Here is a 17046-nt window from a genome sequence, read left to right as displayed (position 1 = left end):
ATAATCTCAAAAAAAATCCGCAATATATTTCACCAGAAAATGGGCATGTTGAAGCTGCAGCTCTTTTTTCCGGAGAAAGATATCACGGGGTTCATTTAAAGGGGCGCCAGCGCTCGGAGAGCCACTGTCCTATTTCACTCCAGCGAAAAAAAGACCCTAGACGCAAGTCCTTCCTTTTGCCGGCAGTATATCCTATGAACACAACCAATGCAAAGAACAACATATCCCAAAAACCAGCAAACAAATAAATAAAACCAAAAAAGATTCCACCGGCAATGCCGATAATCCGTCCTCTGTGACTCTCCCATATTTCCTTCCAAATCATTGGGATGATCACCTCTATTCCACTCTGCTCTTAATCGCCGTCGACTGGGCAACGTTGGCAATATATACAGCCACGCTCGATACCGGTATCCCTGTTGTTTCTTGAAGATAATCATGAACCTGCTTCTGAATGTCCGTTGTCATGGTCGGAATCGAAAGATCGCCTTCCACGACGGCACGTATCATGATTTCAAGTCCTGCCTCCGTCACGCGGATCCGTGCTTTCAAATCTCTGGCTCCACGAACTCTTGCTGCAGCCTTAAGGCTCAAGTTCTCGATGGTTTCCACCGAAATTTGAATATCGCCATATTCCGTGCGCTGATCGATTGATGGAATATGGACGCGCTCGCGCCGGATGGAAATATAGAAAAACCGGACACTAAGCAAAAGCAGCACAGCCGAAACCGTAATGCTTACCACTTGGAGCTGGGTTGAGTTTAAGTACTCTTGCAACCCGGGAACCAAACCACTCCAACGGAGGATGGCATATGCACTTATGATTGCGATGCTTAAGCTGTAAATAAACAGCAAAAGTCTATCCAGTATTTTGGCCATGAACAGCACAGCCTCCTTAAATTAGAGTAAACCCTCGACATATGTCGGGGGTTACATGACATGATAGAATGAACCAAAGCCTGTTATGCTTTAGTCCATTCCCGCAGTCCTTCTTTATTTCACGCGCTGTCCGGGATCGGTTTCTTCCGTTTTTTCGGCGCTTTTGAAATGCACATCGTGGATATGCACATTCACTTCAATAACGTTAAGGCCTGTCATCATTTCGATGGACCGCTTAATATTGCGCTGGATCTCCGAAGCCACTTCCGGCAGACGATGGCCATATTCAATAATGACGGAAACCTCCACGGAAGCTTCGCGTTGGCCGACTTGAACCTTTACGCCTTTGGACAAATTTTTGCGTCCCAGCAGTTCGGCAATGCCGCCGCCAAACCCCGCGCTCATTCCGGCAACACCTTTGACTTCAACCGTCGCAAGACCCGCGATAACCTCAATCACTTCAGGTGCAATCTGTATTTCACCGATATCCGTACGTTCAAATTCATTCGGTACTGTGCTCATTAAGGCTTACACACCTTTCAGATGGAATAGATAACCGCTACACCCAGTCGGAGTGCTTCCCTTCACAGAGCACCCAATTTAAGCGTCTCACGCTTCGCCGGAAGTTCATATTTCTCAGGAACATCCGCCAATCATGGCCTCTGTTTCTTCAGAAAAGCACGCCGATAGATGTGTTCTTATCCTCATAATATAACATTAAAGGAGAATCATGACAAACATCCTCATGAAGATCAGATGTCGTTTTCCTCCAGGAATTTGATATCAAAATCGCCTCTATTAAAAACAGGATGCTCCATCAGTTTCAAATGGAACGGAATCGTCGTATGAATGCCTTCAACGGCGAACTCGGACAACGCCCGCTTCATTTTGGCGATTGCCTCTTCACGGGTCGGCGCCCACACGATCAATTTGGCAATCATGGAATCGTAAAACGGAGGGATCGAATAGCCCTGATAAGCGGCGCTATCCACCCGTACCCCCGGTCCGCCCGGAGGCAGGTAAAACTCGATTTTACCAGGTGCAGGCATGAAGTTGCGATCCGGATCTTCCGCATTGATTCGGCATTCGATCGAACTGCCGTTGATCACGATGTCGCCCTGGGAGAATGATAGCGGATTGCCTTCCGCAACCGAAATCATTTCTTTGATCAAATCCACGCCAGTAACCATTTCCGTTACCGGATGCTCTACTTGAATGCGCGTATTCATTTCCATGAAATAAAATTGTCCGTCGGGTCCAAGCAGAAACTCGAGCGTGCCCGCACCGCTATAGTCAACCGCTTTGGCTGCACGCACCGCAGCTTCTCCCATGCGCTCGCGGACTTCCTGCGTCAATACCGGACATGGGGATTCTTCGACAAGCTTTTGTCTGCGGCGCTGAACCGAACAATCGCGTTCGCCCAAATGCACCGCATTGCCGTGTTTGTCGGCCATGATTTGAATCTCCACATGCTTCATGCCAGTCAGGAACTTTTCAAGGTAAACGCCAGCGTTGCCGAAAGCTTTCTGCGCTTCCTGCTGGGCAGCGGTAATTTGCTTGATCAATGCCTGCTCGTCCTCGGCGATCCGGATGCCTTTGCCTCCACCGCCTGCGGTAGCCTTGATAATCAAGGGATAACCGATGTCCCGGCCGATCATCACCGCTTCGTCCAAGTCCTGCACCAAACCATCGGAACCCGGAATTACCGGTACCCCGGCCGCTTTCATCGTTTGTTTCGCTACGGATTTATCCCCCATCTTGTTAATGGCATCCGCAGACGGTCCGATAAAAGCAATGTTGCAGGATTCGCAGATTTCAGCGAAGTCGGCATTTTCGGCCAGGAAACCATATCCCGGATGAACCGCATCGCATTCGGTCAAAGTGGCTACGCTCATAATATTGGTAAAGTTCAAATAACTATCTTTGGACAGCTTTGGACCGATGCAGTAAGCTTCGTCCGCCAAACGGACATGAAGTGCTTCCTTGTCCGCTTCAGAGTAGACGGCAACCGTGGAAATGCCGAGTTCCCGGCAGGCCCGGATGATGCGGACGGCGATTTCGCCGCGGTTGGCAATCAGGATTTTATGAAATTTCATGCAAGTAACCTCCCTTTCATCATGCGGTGTTTATTCCGTTTTCACCAGAAACAGAGGCTGTCCGAATTCAACCAATTGTCCGTTTTCCACAAGGACTTCAACGATTTCGCCTTTAACTTCGGCTTCAAGCTCATTCATCAGCTTCATCGCTTCGATAATGCAGACGGTTGATTTTTCGTTCACTTTATCTCCGACGTTAACAAAAGGACCCGCTTCAGGGGATGGGGCTCTGTAGAAAGTGCCGACCATAGGAGATACGATTTTATGTAGGGAAGGATCGGCAGCTTGTTCGGCGCCCGCTGCTGGTTGAACGGATTCGGCCGCTGCTGGCGCTGTCTGAAATTGAGGAGCGGCCTGCTGAGGAACCTGGATATACTGAGGTGCAGCCTGCGCTGTAACGATTTCAGCAGGTTTGGCCTTGCGGATGGTCAAATGCGTGCCTTCCAATTCAATATCCAGTTCATGCACAGAGGTCTGATCGACCAATTGTATTAATTCCTTGATTTCGCTTAACTTCAACATATACAATTCACTCCTTCAAGGGAAGCGTCGGCTTCCGGACATACATACACATAACGATATGTATTATAACACAAACGAAAGAAATGGAAAGAGCCCAAGGATATCCGGGGCTCTTTCGACATTTTTCAAGTGTTCTCGCGTATTTTTAAGGCGCCATATACTGAACGCTTACTTTGTCTTGAGTGACGTTCAGCTCTTTCATAACCAGTTGAACAATGCTTACTGCCTGTTTGACATCAGGTTTATCGCTGAGAACGAGCACTTGGTACTTATCGTTTTCTTCTTTCACGACAGCGTTGGCGAAGGAATATTTCTGCTGCAGCTCTTCTTCGATTCCCTCAATTTTGCTTTCTTTATTTTCCAAAGCGGTAATTTCTTCGCTTGCCTTGGCCGTTTCGGCCGGATCTTTGCTCATGTCATTCATCGCAGCCATCAGATCATTATGTTTTTTCACATTGTCCTGTGAGCGTTTGAAAAGATAGTCTTCAATTTTGCTGGCTCCGCTGCTCTTTTGCGCAGCTACTTCCTTCAGCACATCATCATCGCTTTTCCCTGTCTGAGCTGTGGATTTATCGTCCTTCTTGCCGGTGGAAGCCGTTTTGCCGGCCGCCGCTTTATCCGCTGCGGCTTGATCCTTTTGATCCTTGCCATCCGTTTTCTCTGTCGATTTGCCCGTGCTGTCGCCCGCCGTATTTTTGGCCGTATCTTTCGGTGTGTTCTTGGCGGCGTCTTTGCCGCTTTCATCCGTTTTGACCGCCCCGGCATTGTCATTGACTTTGCCGTCTGTAATCACTTCGGTAACGCCGACTCCGTTTTCCTTGGTTTCGGCAGTTGTCCCCTTGGCAGGCGTTTTATCCTTACTGTTCACCTGCTCCGCAACCGGCGCTGGCGTTTTCGTTGGACCCGAGTCATCCGTAAACAGGTAGTAAGCGGATAACACGACCATCAAGCTCAGCATGGATACTAACCAAATCGTTTGTCTTTTACTGTTCATTACTTAAATCCTCCTCATTTTTGAACTGATTATTTAAAGAAGTTGTTCAAAAAGTCCACTTTTGATCAGTCCCTAACTTCATCCAATCTTCTCGGTGCTGAAAACCGCCCTTTTTGAACACGCATTTGGAAGTTTGCTTACCCCTGTTTACGCGGCACCACCGAGATCCGGTATCCCGGAACATTAAGCCCCTTCTCTACCGCATCGACGATCAACTCCTTGACGACCTCGTTTTCCGCGCCTTTGGCTACAATCAGCACGCCGCGGATTTGCGGCTTCACTCTTTTGGTGATGATGGGGGTTTGCGCTCCTGACTGCTCATAGGTCACAATTTCGCCGTCCCGTGTGTACTGCGTTGTATGCCGTTTGCCTCCGTTTGCATCATTTTCGTCCGACTGCTGCTGCGAATCCTTTACATTTTTCTGGTATACGATTTCTTCTGTAGAGTCTACGGTAACCATGATGTCCACCGTACCCACGCCGACTATTTTTTCCAAAATCCCTTTCATCTTGTCCTCGGCGGCTTCCTCTATACTGATGAATGCATTCGGCTCCGCGGCGTTATTCTGGAAGGTTTCCTTCGTTGTCGATGCCGCCGGCGGCTCTCTGCCGATATTTTCATTATCAATTTTTTTGACATTGACGAATGAATTGAAGAGTATGATCGCCACCCCGATCAGACCGACGATGATCAGCCAGCGGAAGGTGTTGATCCTGTTGCCGCTCCCCTGCCCGCCACCGCCGATCCATTGCTCCAGCTTTTTGAACCACTTCCCCACGCTTATCACCTCTTTTATTAAAGCTTGCGGTTCTCCGACGGCCCGGTTTGGACCACGATGGATTCCTGTTCGATCCCCCAGTTGTTTTCCAGCATCCTTTTAATGGCTTTTGCCTGTTCTCCGCTGTCGTCGTCTATGGCCGTTCCCGCTGTTTTCGCAGGAGCATTCCCGGAGTCCGAATGATTGTCCTCATTCATATCGACCTCAACCTGCACGGGCTTCACAGGCTCGATGCCGATATCTCCGGAAGGTTCCGAACCCTCTGGTTGATCCTGCTTTGAAGAGGGCTTTTCTTCAGGCTGCAAAACCACGGTAACCGCTTTGATATACGGTTGGCCGCCCGATCCCCCGGCTTCACGCCCCTCCTGCATGCCCAGGACTACCTTGACGGAAGCGGCGCGCTTGCCGCTTTCTTTTTGAACCTGCTCTTTCATCTGCGCGGCAACTTCTTTTGCGGCCCATTCCAGCGACTGCTGCTGCTGGCGGCTTTTCATCTGGTCCGCTTGGTTCATAATTTGCCTAAGGCTTGGTCCGGCGGCTCCGGACTGTTGATTAATCCGGTTAAAAGCGCCTGCAAGTTTGAGGTCTGTCGCTTCCGTCAGCAATTTGATCAAGGGGCTAAGAAGAGTGAGCAATATCAGAAGGCTCAATACCAGCTTGACGTAACGCTCCATGGACCTGCTTGGGAGGATCAGATCCACGAAGGTAGCCAGCAGCACCACCATGATGATTTCTTTCAGCCAACCGCTAAGCCAGCTCATCTTCCGCCTCCTTCCTCACCTCATCATGACAGTCACATTCCCCGCCGTAAGCATGATCGTGATCGCCAGAAAAAACATCAGTCCGACCGCTGCCAATGCGGCGAAGACGTACAGCATGCTTTTCCCTATCGTTTCCAGGCAGGTTGTGATCGGCGAATCGCCCAGCGGCTGCATAATGGCGGCCGAGACATTGTAAATGAGAGCAAGAACCAATATTTTGACAGCCGGAAATGCACATAGGAAAAGGATAATGATAACTCCAACCAGACCGATGGAATTTTTGATAAGCAGTGAAGCAGAAATGACTGTATCGCTGGCATCCGCGAACATTTTCCCCACAACCGGGATGAAACTGCCCGATACATATTTAGCCGCCCTGATCGTGACTCCGTCGGTAACCGAGCTGGTAATCCCTTGGACCGAAATGACTCCCAAAAAAATCGTTAGCAGCACGCCGAGAAACCCTACGCTGATGTTGCGGAGCAGATTCGCCAGCTGCGTGAGCTTGTATTTATCGGATAGCGAGCTGACGAGATGCAGTACCGCCGAAAAGAAAAGAAGGGGAAAAATCAATGTATAAATCAGCGTCCCGACGGTATTGATCATGAAAATAATGAGCGGATGCGTTACCGAGACCGTGACCACGTTGCCCATGGATGCAAGGAGCGCGAACAGCAGCGGCAGCATGGCCATCATAAAATCGATCATGCGGTCGATCGCTTCCTTGGCGTATCCGATCGCCACATTAAAACTGTTGATGGCTAAAACGATAATGACCATGTAACACAGCGAATATGCAACTTTGCTGACGGTTTTTCGTTCAAAAGCCGATTGCAGCGTCTCCAAAATCATGCTCATGATGCTCAGCATCACGATGGTCACCAGCAGCTTTCCGTTATACACCACTTCATGCCACATAAAGGAACCCAAGGCTGATAACACGCTTTTGACGTTGAAGCTTTCACCACCGGGAAGCAATATATCCATAAAGGAAGGAACTTTCTGATCCGGGAAAAAACCTCCGTAATCCTTCATCAAGTTTTCCCAGTAAGATTCCACCTGATCTTTCGGCAACATTTCCGCCTGCTGTTTGATCCATTCATCGGCCGGCGAAGTCGCGAACACCCGAGTTGTCCCTACCAGCAAAAACAAAACCAGAAAAATGATGAAGTGCCGATGATCCCGCCGCTTAATTTCAAGCATGGGTATTCCCACTTTCTTTTATGAGGGCAGCAATTTCAGTACAGTTTCGATAATGATGCCGATGATTGGTACAGCAAGCACCATGATCAGCATTTTGCCAGCCAACTCGATTTTTGAAGCGATGTTCTCCTGTCCAGCATCCCTTACCACCTGTGCGCCAAATTCGGCGATGTAGGCAATACCGATAATTTTGAGTATGGTTTTAAGGTAGATCATTTCGACGCCGGAGGATCTGGCCATCCGCTCAAGTTCCGAGATGACTGTGCCGATTTTCCCCATAAGGAACATGAAGATCATGACGCCTGTTGCCGCAGCCAGCAGAAAAGCAAACATCGGTTTTTGCTCTTTGACGACCAGAATCAGAATTGTAGCTATGATTCCAAGACCCACCACCTGTATAATTTCCATATGCAACCCCTAGTGGAACAGAAAAATGGTTTTGATCTCCTGCAGCAGGTTATCAAGCAGCCGGACGACCATGAACAGCACCACGACAAAGCCGATGACCGTCACCCAATGAGCCATATCCTCTTTCCCCATTTGCTTGAGTACCGTATGAATCATCGCAATGATGATGCCGATTCCCGCAATCTGGAAAATTGCGTTCACTTCAAAGTTCATTCCTTGGCACCTCGCTAAAAGATCAAAATGACGATCAATGCTCCAATCAATAACCCGAGACTTCTGCTGATCTTTTCATATTTGGCCTGCTCGTCTCTTGCTGCCGCTTCTTCATGTTTCAGCTGCTGGGCGGCCAGGGCAATATGCTTGATCTGATCCTGCCTGTCGCTTGTTCCCAGCGTAAAGCTGAGTTGATGCAAAATATCACGTTCCGGCGCCTTCATTGCGGTCCGCTTCCAGTTCTCGCGCAGGGACCGCTGGATGCTTTCCTGGGCCGTCATCCCTCTTCCCGATGTCATATGTTGCGAGGCGCTTCCAAAGATGCTCCGCAGCGGTTCTCCAAGTTGTTCAGCCATCCTTCTGAATGCATCGGGGAGAGGAGTAAATCCGTAGGATATTTCCGTTTCAAGCCGCTGCAGCGCTAGAATCAATTCCCTGATCTGCTTCGGTCTTGCCGCAAACCGGGCCGCCTGATGAAAACCCGCCAGCGTTCCGGACAGCAAAATGAGCACCGCTCCAAAGAGTTTAAGCATGCCAAGCCTCCCCCTTTGCCGAAAGCTGCAGTACCCGCATTTGCCGATCCATGAGGCGAAACGCCGTCTTTCCCCGGCTCCGGTGCAGGAGAACATACAGCTCAAACATCCGGTTATCCGCCAGCCTCTTCAAGGCCGGGCGGTTCTGAAGCTCTTCAAGACTGCTGCCATGGGCCGAAGCTATGACGGTGATGCCGGCATTCAGCGCCTCAGTGACCGCCTCCGCATCTTCTTCCCGTCCTATCTCATCAACGATAAGAACATCCGGGGACATTGAACGGATCATCATCATCATGCCTTCGGCTTTCGGGCACGCATCCATCACGTCCGTCCGCGGTCCAACATCAAATGTCGGGACGCCGCGCAAGCTTCCGGCAATTTCCGACCGTTCGTCAATGATGCCAACTTTCATTCCCAATCCGCTTGGCGGCACTTCCCCTATCTTTCCGCTGCTGATCTGTCTGGCCAAATCCCTCAGGAGCGTCGTCTTGCCATGCTGCGGCGGGGAGATGATCAGCGCATGCTTGATTCTTCGTTCTTTATCGTCACGGAGATACGGCAGAATTTCATCCCCCGCGCCCCGTACCTCCCGTGCGATCCGGATGTTAAAGCCGCTGATATCGCGGATATGCTCCACTTTGCCACCCGACAGAACGGTTCTGCCCGCAAGACCGATACGGTGTCCGCCTGGAACCGTAATGAACCCTTTGCGGAGCTCTTCTTCGAGCGTATACAAGGAATGATTGCTGATCAGATCCAAAAATCTGCGCCCGTCATCCCGGCTGGGCCTGTACGCCTTGTCCTCATCTAATGTAAGCATCCCTTGACCGGTTACGAAACGATGTCCCCCCGACTCGTTCACCTCGAGCGGTCTGCCTTCACGCAGGCGGACTTCCTCGAGCCTTGCGAGATGATCCCGCGGAAGCTCCAGCAGGATGGACTTGATCCGGTCGGGAAACAATTCGAGCCAGTTTGGATTCGTAATAAGACCACCCCCAAGCTGTCTTCTCTTAATCGCGTAATCTTTGCGTTTTATAGTCTAGTAGATGTTTTATACCTCCATGTTTATGCTTGTACTCCAAATTTATGACGCCCGAATCTATCATTTTTTTAAAATTCCGATTAAGAGACAGGATACCCCTGCGAAGATCCAAGCAATCTTTCCCCATGAAAGTTTGTCGGCGAGTCCCACCAGCCCGATCGAAGTCGTCAGGATCAGGACCGTGGGCCCTACAATAGCAAGCAGCGAATTTACCGCAAGCGCCTTATCGACTTGTGCCAGCCTTAACATAAACAGTGCCGCCGCGATTTCGATGGTGCCGGAAATCATGCGCAGCGTTGCCATACTGATTACGAACTTGTCCAATGAGGGAAACCTCCTTACGAACCATTTTTTTAGATATCAGAAAACGTAAACTGCCGGGAAACGCATCCTGATATCGCAAGAAAAACTTCAGCTAAAAGCGGTCCTTCTTCTTTGAAAGTACGTCAGTAGACGTTTTTATATAGCTATGCTGCACTCTCTCTTTTTAGATATCTTTTAAAAGAAAGCCTTGCGGAACATTTCCAAATCTGCTGCATATATTAGCTTTAAAGTTACAAATCTCTGCGGCCGGAAGAGGCTGATAGAGATCCGAACATATAAGGGCTTAAGGAGGATTTTTTCCATGCGGGTGGATGTGATTGCCAATGTGGACGATATCAGATCGGAGGATTTTATACAGAAAAGCGCGGTTGTGATCGATGTGCTGCGCGCCACAAGCACGATGATTACGGCGTTAGCCAAGGGTGCTTGCGGCCTGCTTCCCGTTGAAACCGTCCCCGAGGCCCAAAGTAAACGAAGTAAACATACTTTTGTCGGCGGAGAACGCTATTACAAGAAGATTCCCGGGTTTCAGGCAGGCAATTCTCCCCATGACTATATGTCGGAGGAAGTTGCAGGCAAGCTCGTTGTGCTCACGACCTCAAACGGAACCCGCGGCCTCCTGAAATCGCAGCGCGCATCCCGGCTGCTTGCCGCATCATTTATGAACGGTACGGCCTGTGCGTCCGCCCTGGCAAACTTTGAACGAGATGTTATTTTGCTTTGTGCAGGCTGTAAAAATGAATTTTCGCTGGAAGACGGTTTATGTGCAGGTATGATTATCGATGCCTTGGAATCTCATCTGGGTAAGCCAGTGCGCCTAAACGATCTGGGGGCGGCAATGAAGCTTGCCTACCGGCAGTGTCGTCATAACCTGTATGAGACCGTCATGGAAGGTGCTTCTGCCAAACAGCTCGTCAAGCTAGGCTTTGCCCATGACGTGGAATATTGTACGGGGATCGACACAGTTCCGGTCGTACCGATCACCAAAAAGGATTTGATTCTAACGCCTCTCTATTAATCGGTATCCTTTAGTCCACACAGGTACTCGCAGCCAAACGCCAAAAAAGCCTGAAGCTTTATGCTCCAGGCTTTTTTTAGATTATGAAAAACATCCGCTAAATGCGGTCTGACTTTAGCGTCTTACCTGTGGTCCGCCAACGAAAACTTGCGCATCGGTATCCAGGTTATAAGCGGTATGCAGCGCTTGAACGACCTGCTCCAATTTGCTGTTTTCGATCACGCAGGAAGTTTTGATCTCCGAGGTACTTACCATCTTGATGCTGACACCCTGCTTGGAAATCACGTCAAACATATGCGCCGCCACGCCCGGATGGCTGATCATGCCGGCACCAACAATAGAAACTTTTACCAAGTCGGTTTCGGATGTTACTTCGCGATACGGGAGTCTGGATTTAAGGCCATGGATCACGTCCAGCGCTTGTTTGCTTTCAGACAAGGATGTCGTGAAGGAGAAGTCGGCTTTGCCGTCCTGTACGCCGCTTTGCACAATAATATCCACATTTATCGAAGCCTCTGCAAGCGCTCCGAATACCTGGGCCAGAACACCCGGTATGTCTTCCACGCCGAGAATGCTGATTCTCGCCACATTTTTATCATAAGCGATACCGCTTACCACTACTCCCTGTTCCACGCTAGCTTCCTCCTTAACCGCTGTGCCTTCGTTATAGTTAAAGCTGGATCTGACCACCAGATGCACCTTGTGATGCTTGGCGTATTCCACTGCCCGCGGGTGCAGGACAGCAGCTCCCAAATTGGCGAGCTCCAGCATTTCGTCATAGGAAATCTCCTTAAGTTTGCGCGCGCACTTGACGATGCGCGGATCCGTCGAATAGATGCCGTCCACGTCGGTATAAATCTCGCATACATCCGCCTGAATGGCTGCCGCAAGCGCAACCGCCGTCGTATCCGAACCTCCGCGGCCAAAAGTCGTTATTTCCCCGTCCTCAGTCATGCCTTGGAATCCGGCTACAATGACGATCTGCCCCTCATCAAGAGCAGCTTGCACGCGTTCCGGAACAATATTGGTGATCCGAGCCTTGCCGTGTACGGGTTCCGTGCGAAAACCCGCCTGCCAGCCTGTCATCGAAACGGCGCTGCGGCCGAGCTGGTGAATGGCCATCGACAACAGAGATATTGAAATCTGTTCTCCGGTCGTCATCAGCATATCCATTTCCCGTGCCGGAGGCGCCGGATTGAGAAGTTTAGCCTGATCGATCAGGTCGTCCGTGGTGTCTCCCATGGCGGACACAACCACAACGCATTGATGTCCTTCATCTTGTTTCTCAACGATGCGTTTGGCAACGCGTTTCATCCGCTCGGTATCTCCTACGGAACTGCCCCCGAATTTCATGACGTACAGTGACAACTTCGATTCACTCCCCACTCATTTATGCAAATGTCTATTTCACGCTTTAAATTAGTATAATACGAAAGTCCACCGGATAGGTAGACTTTTTTTGGGCCGGCAGGGCGGGTGGTTTCCCGGAATACATAAACACAGTATAAAGCAGGCAGAATTTTTTTGGGAAGCAGTTTTTAGCGTGGAGAAGGAAATTCCCACAAACGCAAAAAAGCTGCCTCAAACGATCCATGGACCATTTGAGGCAGCTTTTTAAAAGTCAAAGGTAGCCCGCTATAGCGTGAAAAACACTACGCGCGCGAAATGTATTTGCCTTCGCGGGTATCGATCAGCAGCACGTCGCCTTCGTTGATGAACAACGGAACCTGAACGTTAAGACCGGTTTCCACCTTGGCATTTTTGGTGGCCCCGGTCGCGGTGTTGCCTTTGATGCCAGGTTCTGTTTCAACAACCTTCAGCTCAACGCTCGTCGGCAGATTGATACCGAGAATTTCTCCTTGGTAGCTGACAATGTTTACATTCATGTTTTCTTTCAGGAAGTTGAGTTCCCACTCCAGTTGCTTGCTATCAAGCGTGAACTGGTCATAAGTTTCGTTATCCATAAATGTATGATCTTGTCCGCTGGCGTAGAGATACGAAACTCCGCGGTTTTCGATGATTGCGCGGCCGATTGTTTCACCGGCACGGAACGTACGCTCCACGGTGTTGCCATTGCGCAGGTTTTTCAGCTTGGAGCGAACGAATGCCGCACCTTTGCCAGGTTTTACGTGCTGGAAATCAAGAACGGTAAAAATATCGCCATCCACTTCTACCGTAAGGCCTGTTTTAAAGTCGTTAACTGAAATCACAAAAATGCCTCCTAAAATAAAATATATATTGCGTCAATCACACCGGCAATACGGTAAATTCCTTCGACGAATGCGTCAAAATCGTAATTCCCGTCTCAGTGATCACAATATCGTCTTCGATGCGGACGCCGCCGAGGCCTGAAAGGTATATACCAGGTTCAACGGTTACAACCATTCCAGGCTTCAGGATATCATCGCTCACCTTGGAAAGGCGCGGATTTTCATGCACTTCCATGCCGAGACCATGCCCCGTGCTGTGGCCGAACTGATCGCCATAACCATATTTCGCAATGATGTCGCGGGCCAGTGCATCGGCTTCGCGGCCGGTCATTCCGGGTTTAATATGCTCAAGGGCATGAAGCTGGGCCTCCAGAACAATGTCATAGATTTCCTTCAGCTTCGGATCCGGCTTGCCAACGGCAATGGTGCGGGTCAAATCCGAGCAGTAGCCATCGAGCAGCGCCCCAAAATCAAACGTAATGAGCTCATTGCCAGCAATCACGCGTTCACTGGCCACACCGTGCGGCATTGCGGAGCGTTCTCCGGAGGCGACAATCGTATCGAACGAGGAAGAAGTCGCGCCATGACGACGCATGAAAAGCTCCATCTCCAAATCAACTTCGCGTTCGGTCATGCCCGTTTTCACAAAACCAAGGAGATGCTTAAAAGTTTCGTCGGCAAGATCGGCGGCTCGCTGCATGATTTTCAGCTCTTCCGCGTCCTTGAACATCCGCAGCTGTTCCACCAGTCCCGAAACCGGCACAAGCCCAATCGGCTTAAGCTGTTCCGCATATGTACTGTAAGCGGCGAATGATACATCATCTTGTTCAAACGCAAGCTTGCCGATTTTGGCGGAAGCCAGCAATTCTTTTACTGTAGCCGAAACCCCCTGCACATGTTCGACAACCTGGAAATCTTTCACCTGCTGCGTCGCCTGGGTCATATAACGGAAGTCGGTCAGCAGATACGCGTCATTCATCGTAATCAGCACATAACCAGAAGAACCTGAAAATCCCGTCAAATAACGGCGGTTGATGGCGCTTGTTACGAACAGCGCCTCCACATTTTTTTGCTGCATCGCTTCACGCAGTTTAAGTACACGATGGTTGCTCATTAGCTATTCGTCTCCTCTCTCTTCACAGCTTCACCCTGAAGGAGGCAGCGACTATTGTCCCTGACTTTCCAAGTGGCGAAGCAGGGCAATCAATCCCAGCTCATAGCTGACAGCACCGAATCCGGCGATTTGTCCAACGGCCACCGGAGCAATCACCGATGTATGGCGGAATTCTTCCCGCGCATGGATGTTGGATAAATGCACCTCAACCGTCGGGATCCGCACCGAACTGATGGCATCGCGTACAGCATAGCTGTAATGGGTCAGCGCGCCCGGATTCAGAACGATACCGTCGGCATGGCCAAGCGCGCCATGGATCCGGTCGATAATGTCGCCTTCATGATTGGATTGATAAAATGTAACGGATACCCCCAAAGCTTCGGCCTTTCGAAGCAAGCCTTCCTCAATCGCTTGCAGGCTTTGAGAGCCGTAAACACCGGGCTCCCGCAGCCCGAGCAAATTCAGGTTCGGTCCGTTGATCACCCAAATGGTTCTCAAAATGGATTCCCCACCCTTACTGTCAAATAACCAACTGCTATTTTAACATAGGGAATGTCTACTTGAGAAGTTTTTTTGCATGTCCTAGACCTTGGCCTTCTCCGGTTCGCGCTTGCGTTCGTCTGTGAATTCAAAAGCGATCGTGTAACCAATAAACAACCCCCAAAGCAAAAACAGGCAAAACTCGCTGACGATCGTATTCCAGCCGATTCGGTTCAATGGTTCGACCATGCCCAGCGAAGGCCCTGCCAGAGCGAAAATTACGCACCACCATACAATTCCGTAGATGATCCCCGGCCAAGGACCTTTGATTTTACGGAATAAAAACACGTATATTATGGATGCGATCACCGAAAGAGCGATAAAAAGCAACCAGCCCGCCAGCTGTCCTAAGCCGCTTTCCAGGAACGAATGCCTTAAAAAAGGCTCGCCCAGAAACCCCGGAGTAACTTTCGTAAAATGAAGCACGTAAAATAGCCAATGAACACCTCCCCAGATAAACCCAGCGAAAAAGCCGATCTCCACGGCAAATATCAGCGGATTGGTGTTTCCCTCTTGCGTCTTTTGACTATATGCGGCGGCATGAGTTCCCAATTTTCTATGCCTCCTTTAGTTTTCCTTAGTATGCGCGAGTCCCCCCTAACCTAAACCAACTAGAAATCAAACCGGAAATTAGATACAATGGTAGTAATATTGCGTGTTCAAAAAGGGCGGTTTTCAGCACCGAGAAGGTTGAATGAAGCTAGGGGCTGAGGAGCGGAGCGTACGTAAAAGGTACGTGAGCACCGGAAGACCCGGGTGAATTCAAGATTCGATGCCGAGCTTCTTCCTGTTTTACTTCGTGATCAAAAGCGGACTTTTTGAACAACCTCTAATTATTGAAATCAGGGAAGGTGAAATGGTTGTCGCAACACTCGAAACCTGTCAGCTACGGAGGCCAAGCCGTCATTGAAGGCGTTATGTTTGGCGGCAAATATGTCAATGTGACAGCCGTACGTCGCAAAAATCAGGAAATCACATTTTTGGAAGTGCCGAAGCAGGACAAGGATTGGACGCGCAAGCTGCGCAAAGTTCCTTTTCTGCGGGGTATCGTAAGTATCATAGATTCCAGCGCCAAAGGTACAAAGCATTTGAACTACTCCGCAGACGCTTACGCGGATGATGAGCTCGAACCCGAAGAACGGGCCGCGCTCAAGAAAAAGGAAGAATCCAAGTGGAGCCTGAGCATGATAATCGGCGTCGCCGCGGTAGGTGTTCTGTCCTTTATCTTCGGCAAGCTGGTTTTGACGCTTCTGCCCGTCTTTTTGGAAAGCATTTTGTTCGGAAAACTTTTTGAAAACTACATTTTGCACAACTTAATCGAAGGGGGCATTAAGCTGCTGCTTCTGCTCGCTTACCTTTGGGGCATATCCCAAACACCGGTTATTAAGCGCCTGTTCCAGTATCACGGCGCAGAACACAAGGTTATTACCACCTATGAAGCCGGAGAAGAGCTGACCGTGGCAAACGTGCAGAAACATAGCCGCCTTCATTACCGCTGCGGCAGCAGTTTCATGATGCTTTCGATTGTACTGGGCGTGCTTATTTATTCCCTTGTACCGTGGGATAATATGACGCAGCGGATCCTGCAGCGGATTATTTTGCTTCCCGTTGTCATTGCCGTATCGTTTGAATTTCTGAAAATGACCAATGCCCTCAGAGAAGTTCCCGTACTCCGTTTTCTCGGTTATCCGGGCTTGTGGCTGCAGCTTTTGACTACCAAAGAGCCAAAGGATGACCAAGTGGAAGTATCCATTGCTTCCTTCAAACGAATGCTTGAGCTTGATGCGCAGATGGAAAATTCGCCTGCCCCCAACCAGCCTGTCCGAACCGGAGTCTTGGATCCCCTGAAAGGATGAGGATATCATGAAAAGGCATGCCCTGATCTTTTGGATTGCGATAGTGCTGGCCGCTATAGGCCTAATCTCCAATATTATCTTTGGAGATTTTGCAGGTTTGGCCCAGCTGCTCATACCGTTTGCAGTATTTGGAATCGTGTTCCTGCTTTACAAATTTCCGCCTCGCCGGTATGCCAAACGGCCAAAGGTTAAACCTTCTGCGCGTACGATGGAAAAAGTGAATGCGGCCAAACGCAGCCGATCGGCAGGAAAACAGCGGAAGCAGTATCCTTTCCGGGTTATCGAAGGCTCCAAAGGCAAAAATGATGACCAGCAGCCAAAATATCATTGAACCTCAAGCGCAAAATAACCCCACAAAGAGTATCGGAAAGAAGTCCGACGCCCTTCTAAGAGGGGCGCTTTTGCGGAGCAAAAGTACTGAGTGGAGCCTATGCTTCAATGCTTATTCCAACTTTGTGGGGTCCCAAAAACTATAATCTTCAAAAAAGGCATTCGCTTCTCTGGTACGAGAAAGGCGGATGCCTTTTTATATACGCTTGTATACGCCTCGAGTC

Annotated in this window: 22 protein-coding genes; 3 read left to right on the top strand and 19 right to left on the bottom strand. The window is 49.7% G+C overall.

The genetic code is table 11. The annotated features are described in order from the left end of the window. Positions 1-91 precede the first annotated feature (91 nt). The 14 genes from L6442_RS11225 to L6442_RS11160 form a co-directional block, all read right to left on the bottom strand. On the bottom strand, positions 92-325 hold the full coding sequence (locus tag L6442_RS11225; protein ID WP_194230266.1) for a DUF2273 domain-containing protein: 234 nt from the start codon (positions 323-325) through the stop codon (positions 92-94). Between the two features lie 14 nt (positions 326-339). Next, positions 340-879: an alkaline shock response membrane anchor protein AmaP gene (gene amaP, locus L6442_RS11220; RefSeq protein WP_212978491.1), complete on the bottom strand. Its 540-nt coding sequence runs from the start codon at positions 877-879 to the stop codon at positions 340-342. A gap of 114 nt (positions 880-993) precedes the next feature. Beyond that, entirely contained in the window at positions 994-1401 is a 408-nt protein-coding gene (locus L6442_RS11215) for an Asp23/Gls24 family envelope stress response protein (RefSeq protein WP_194230268.1), read from the bottom strand. 230 nt (positions 1402-1631) lie between these two features. Next, positions 1632-2975 (bottom strand): acetyl-CoA carboxylase biotin carboxylase subunit, encoded by a 1344-nt coding sequence (gene accC / locus L6442_RS11210; protein ID WP_212978492.1) that lies wholly within the window; start codon positions 2973-2975, stop codon positions 1632-1634. Positions 2976-3005: 30 nt separating this feature from the next. Then, positions 3006-3497 carry an acetyl-CoA carboxylase biotin carboxyl carrier protein gene (accB, locus tag L6442_RS11205; protein WP_212978493.1) on the bottom strand — a complete coding sequence of 164 codons (492 nt, stop codon included), beginning with the start codon at positions 3495-3497 and terminating at the stop codon, positions 3006-3008. A 145-nt stretch (positions 3498-3642) separates the two neighbouring features. Beyond that, complete coding sequence (locus tag L6442_RS11200) at positions 3643-4491, bottom strand: SpoIIIAH-like family protein (protein WP_212978494.1); 849 nt, start codon at positions 4489-4491, stop codon at positions 3643-3645. A 137-nt stretch (positions 4492-4628) separates the two neighbouring features. Beyond that, on the bottom strand, positions 4629-5270 hold the full coding sequence (gene spoIIIAG / locus L6442_RS11195; RefSeq protein WP_212978495.1) for a stage III sporulation protein AG: 642 nt from the start codon (positions 5268-5270) through the stop codon (positions 4629-4631). Positions 5271-5287: 17 nt separating this feature from the next. After that, positions 5288-6031: a stage III sporulation protein AF gene (gene spoIIIAF / locus L6442_RS11190; RefSeq protein WP_212978496.1), complete on the bottom strand. Its 744-nt coding sequence runs from the start codon at positions 6029-6031 to the stop codon at positions 5288-5290. 15 nt (positions 6032-6046) lie between these two features. Next, positions 6047-7234 (bottom strand): stage III sporulation protein AE, encoded by a 1188-nt coding sequence (spoIIIAE, locus tag L6442_RS11185; RefSeq protein WP_212978497.1) that lies wholly within the window; start codon positions 7232-7234, stop codon positions 6047-6049. Between the two features lie 18 nt (positions 7235-7252). Then, positions 7253-7642, bottom strand: coding sequence for a stage III sporulation protein AD (gene spoIIIAD, locus L6442_RS11180; RefSeq protein WP_194230274.1), 390 nt, complete (start codon positions 7640-7642; stop codon positions 7253-7255). Positions 7643-7651: 9 nt separating this feature from the next. Beyond that, positions 7652-7855 carry a stage III sporulation protein AC gene (spoIIIAC, locus tag L6442_RS11175; protein WP_036714303.1) on the bottom strand — a complete coding sequence of 68 codons (204 nt, stop codon included), beginning with the start codon at positions 7853-7855 and terminating at the stop codon, positions 7652-7654. 14 nt (positions 7856-7869) lie between these two features. After that, positions 7870-8388 carry a stage III sporulation protein SpoIIIAB gene (gene spoIIIAB, locus L6442_RS11170; protein WP_212978498.1) on the bottom strand — a complete coding sequence of 173 codons (519 nt, stop codon included), beginning with the start codon at positions 8386-8388 and terminating at the stop codon, positions 7870-7872. Beyond that, positions 8381-9373 carry a stage III sporulation protein AA gene (gene spoIIIAA, locus L6442_RS11165; protein WP_212978578.1) on the bottom strand — a complete coding sequence of 331 codons (993 nt, stop codon included), beginning with the start codon at positions 9371-9373 and terminating at the stop codon, positions 8381-8383. Before spoIIIAA ends, spoIIIAB begins: the two co-directional genes overlap by 8 nt. Positions 9374-9490: 117 nt before the next feature. Next, entirely contained in the window at positions 9491-9754 is a 264-nt protein-coding gene (locus tag L6442_RS11160; RefSeq protein WP_373871810.1) for a YqhV family protein, read from the bottom strand. A 301-nt stretch (positions 9755-10055) separates the two neighbouring features. Here L6442_RS11160 and L6442_RS11155 point away from each other — a divergent pair, with 301 nt between their 5' ends. Further along, positions 10056-10772, top strand: coding sequence for a 2-phosphosulfolactate phosphatase (locus L6442_RS11155; protein ID WP_212978499.1), 717 nt, complete (start codon positions 10056-10058; stop codon positions 10770-10772). Positions 10773-10886: 114 nt separating this feature from the next. Here the strand turns inward: L6442_RS11155 and L6442_RS11150 are convergent, their stop codons facing one another. From L6442_RS11150 to L6442_RS11130, 5 genes are all read right to left on the bottom strand, one after another. Continuing rightward, complete coding sequence (locus tag L6442_RS11150) at positions 10887-12140, bottom strand: aspartate kinase (RefSeq protein WP_212978500.1); 1254 nt, start codon at positions 12138-12140, stop codon at positions 10887-10889. A 284-nt stretch (positions 12141-12424) separates the two neighbouring features. Further along, the gene (gene efp / locus L6442_RS11145) at positions 12425-12982 is read right to left on the bottom strand and encodes an elongation factor P (protein ID WP_194230278.1); all 558 of its coding nucleotides are present in this window, start codon (positions 12980-12982) and stop codon (positions 12425-12427) included. Between the two features lie 37 nt (positions 12983-13019). Then, positions 13020-14096, bottom strand: coding sequence for a M24 family metallopeptidase (locus L6442_RS11140; RefSeq protein ID WP_212978501.1), 1077 nt, complete (start codon positions 14094-14096; stop codon positions 13020-13022). A gap of 51 nt (positions 14097-14147) precedes the next feature. Then, positions 14148-14594: a type II 3-dehydroquinate dehydratase gene (gene aroQ / locus L6442_RS11135; protein ID WP_194230280.1), complete on the bottom strand. Its 447-nt coding sequence runs from the start codon at positions 14592-14594 to the stop codon at positions 14148-14150. Positions 14595-14678: 84 nt separating this feature from the next. Next, positions 14679-15188 carry a YqhR family membrane protein gene (locus L6442_RS11130; RefSeq protein WP_212978502.1) on the bottom strand — a complete coding sequence of 170 codons (510 nt, stop codon included), beginning with the start codon at positions 15186-15188 and terminating at the stop codon, positions 14679-14681. 308 nt (positions 15189-15496) lie between these two features. On the opposite strand from L6442_RS11130, the gene L6442_RS11125 reads away from it, so the two are divergent. Next, the gene (locus tag L6442_RS11125; protein WP_194230282.1) at positions 15497-16492 is read left to right on the top strand and encodes a DUF1385 domain-containing protein; all 996 of its coding nucleotides are present in this window, start codon (positions 15497-15499) and stop codon (positions 16490-16492) included. 7 nt (positions 16493-16499) lie between these two features. Continuing rightward, positions 16500-16823, top strand: coding sequence for a hypothetical protein (locus tag L6442_RS11120; RefSeq protein WP_194230283.1), 324 nt, complete (start codon positions 16500-16502; stop codon positions 16821-16823). Positions 16824-17046: the final 223 nt, after the last annotated feature.

It is taken from the genome of Paenibacillus azoreducens (assembly GCF_021654775.1).
GTDB lineage: Bacteria > Bacillota > Bacilli > Paenibacillales > Paenibacillaceae > Paenibacillus_AQ > Paenibacillus_AQ azoreducens.
This window is presented reverse-complemented; position numbering and strand designations above follow the sequence as displayed.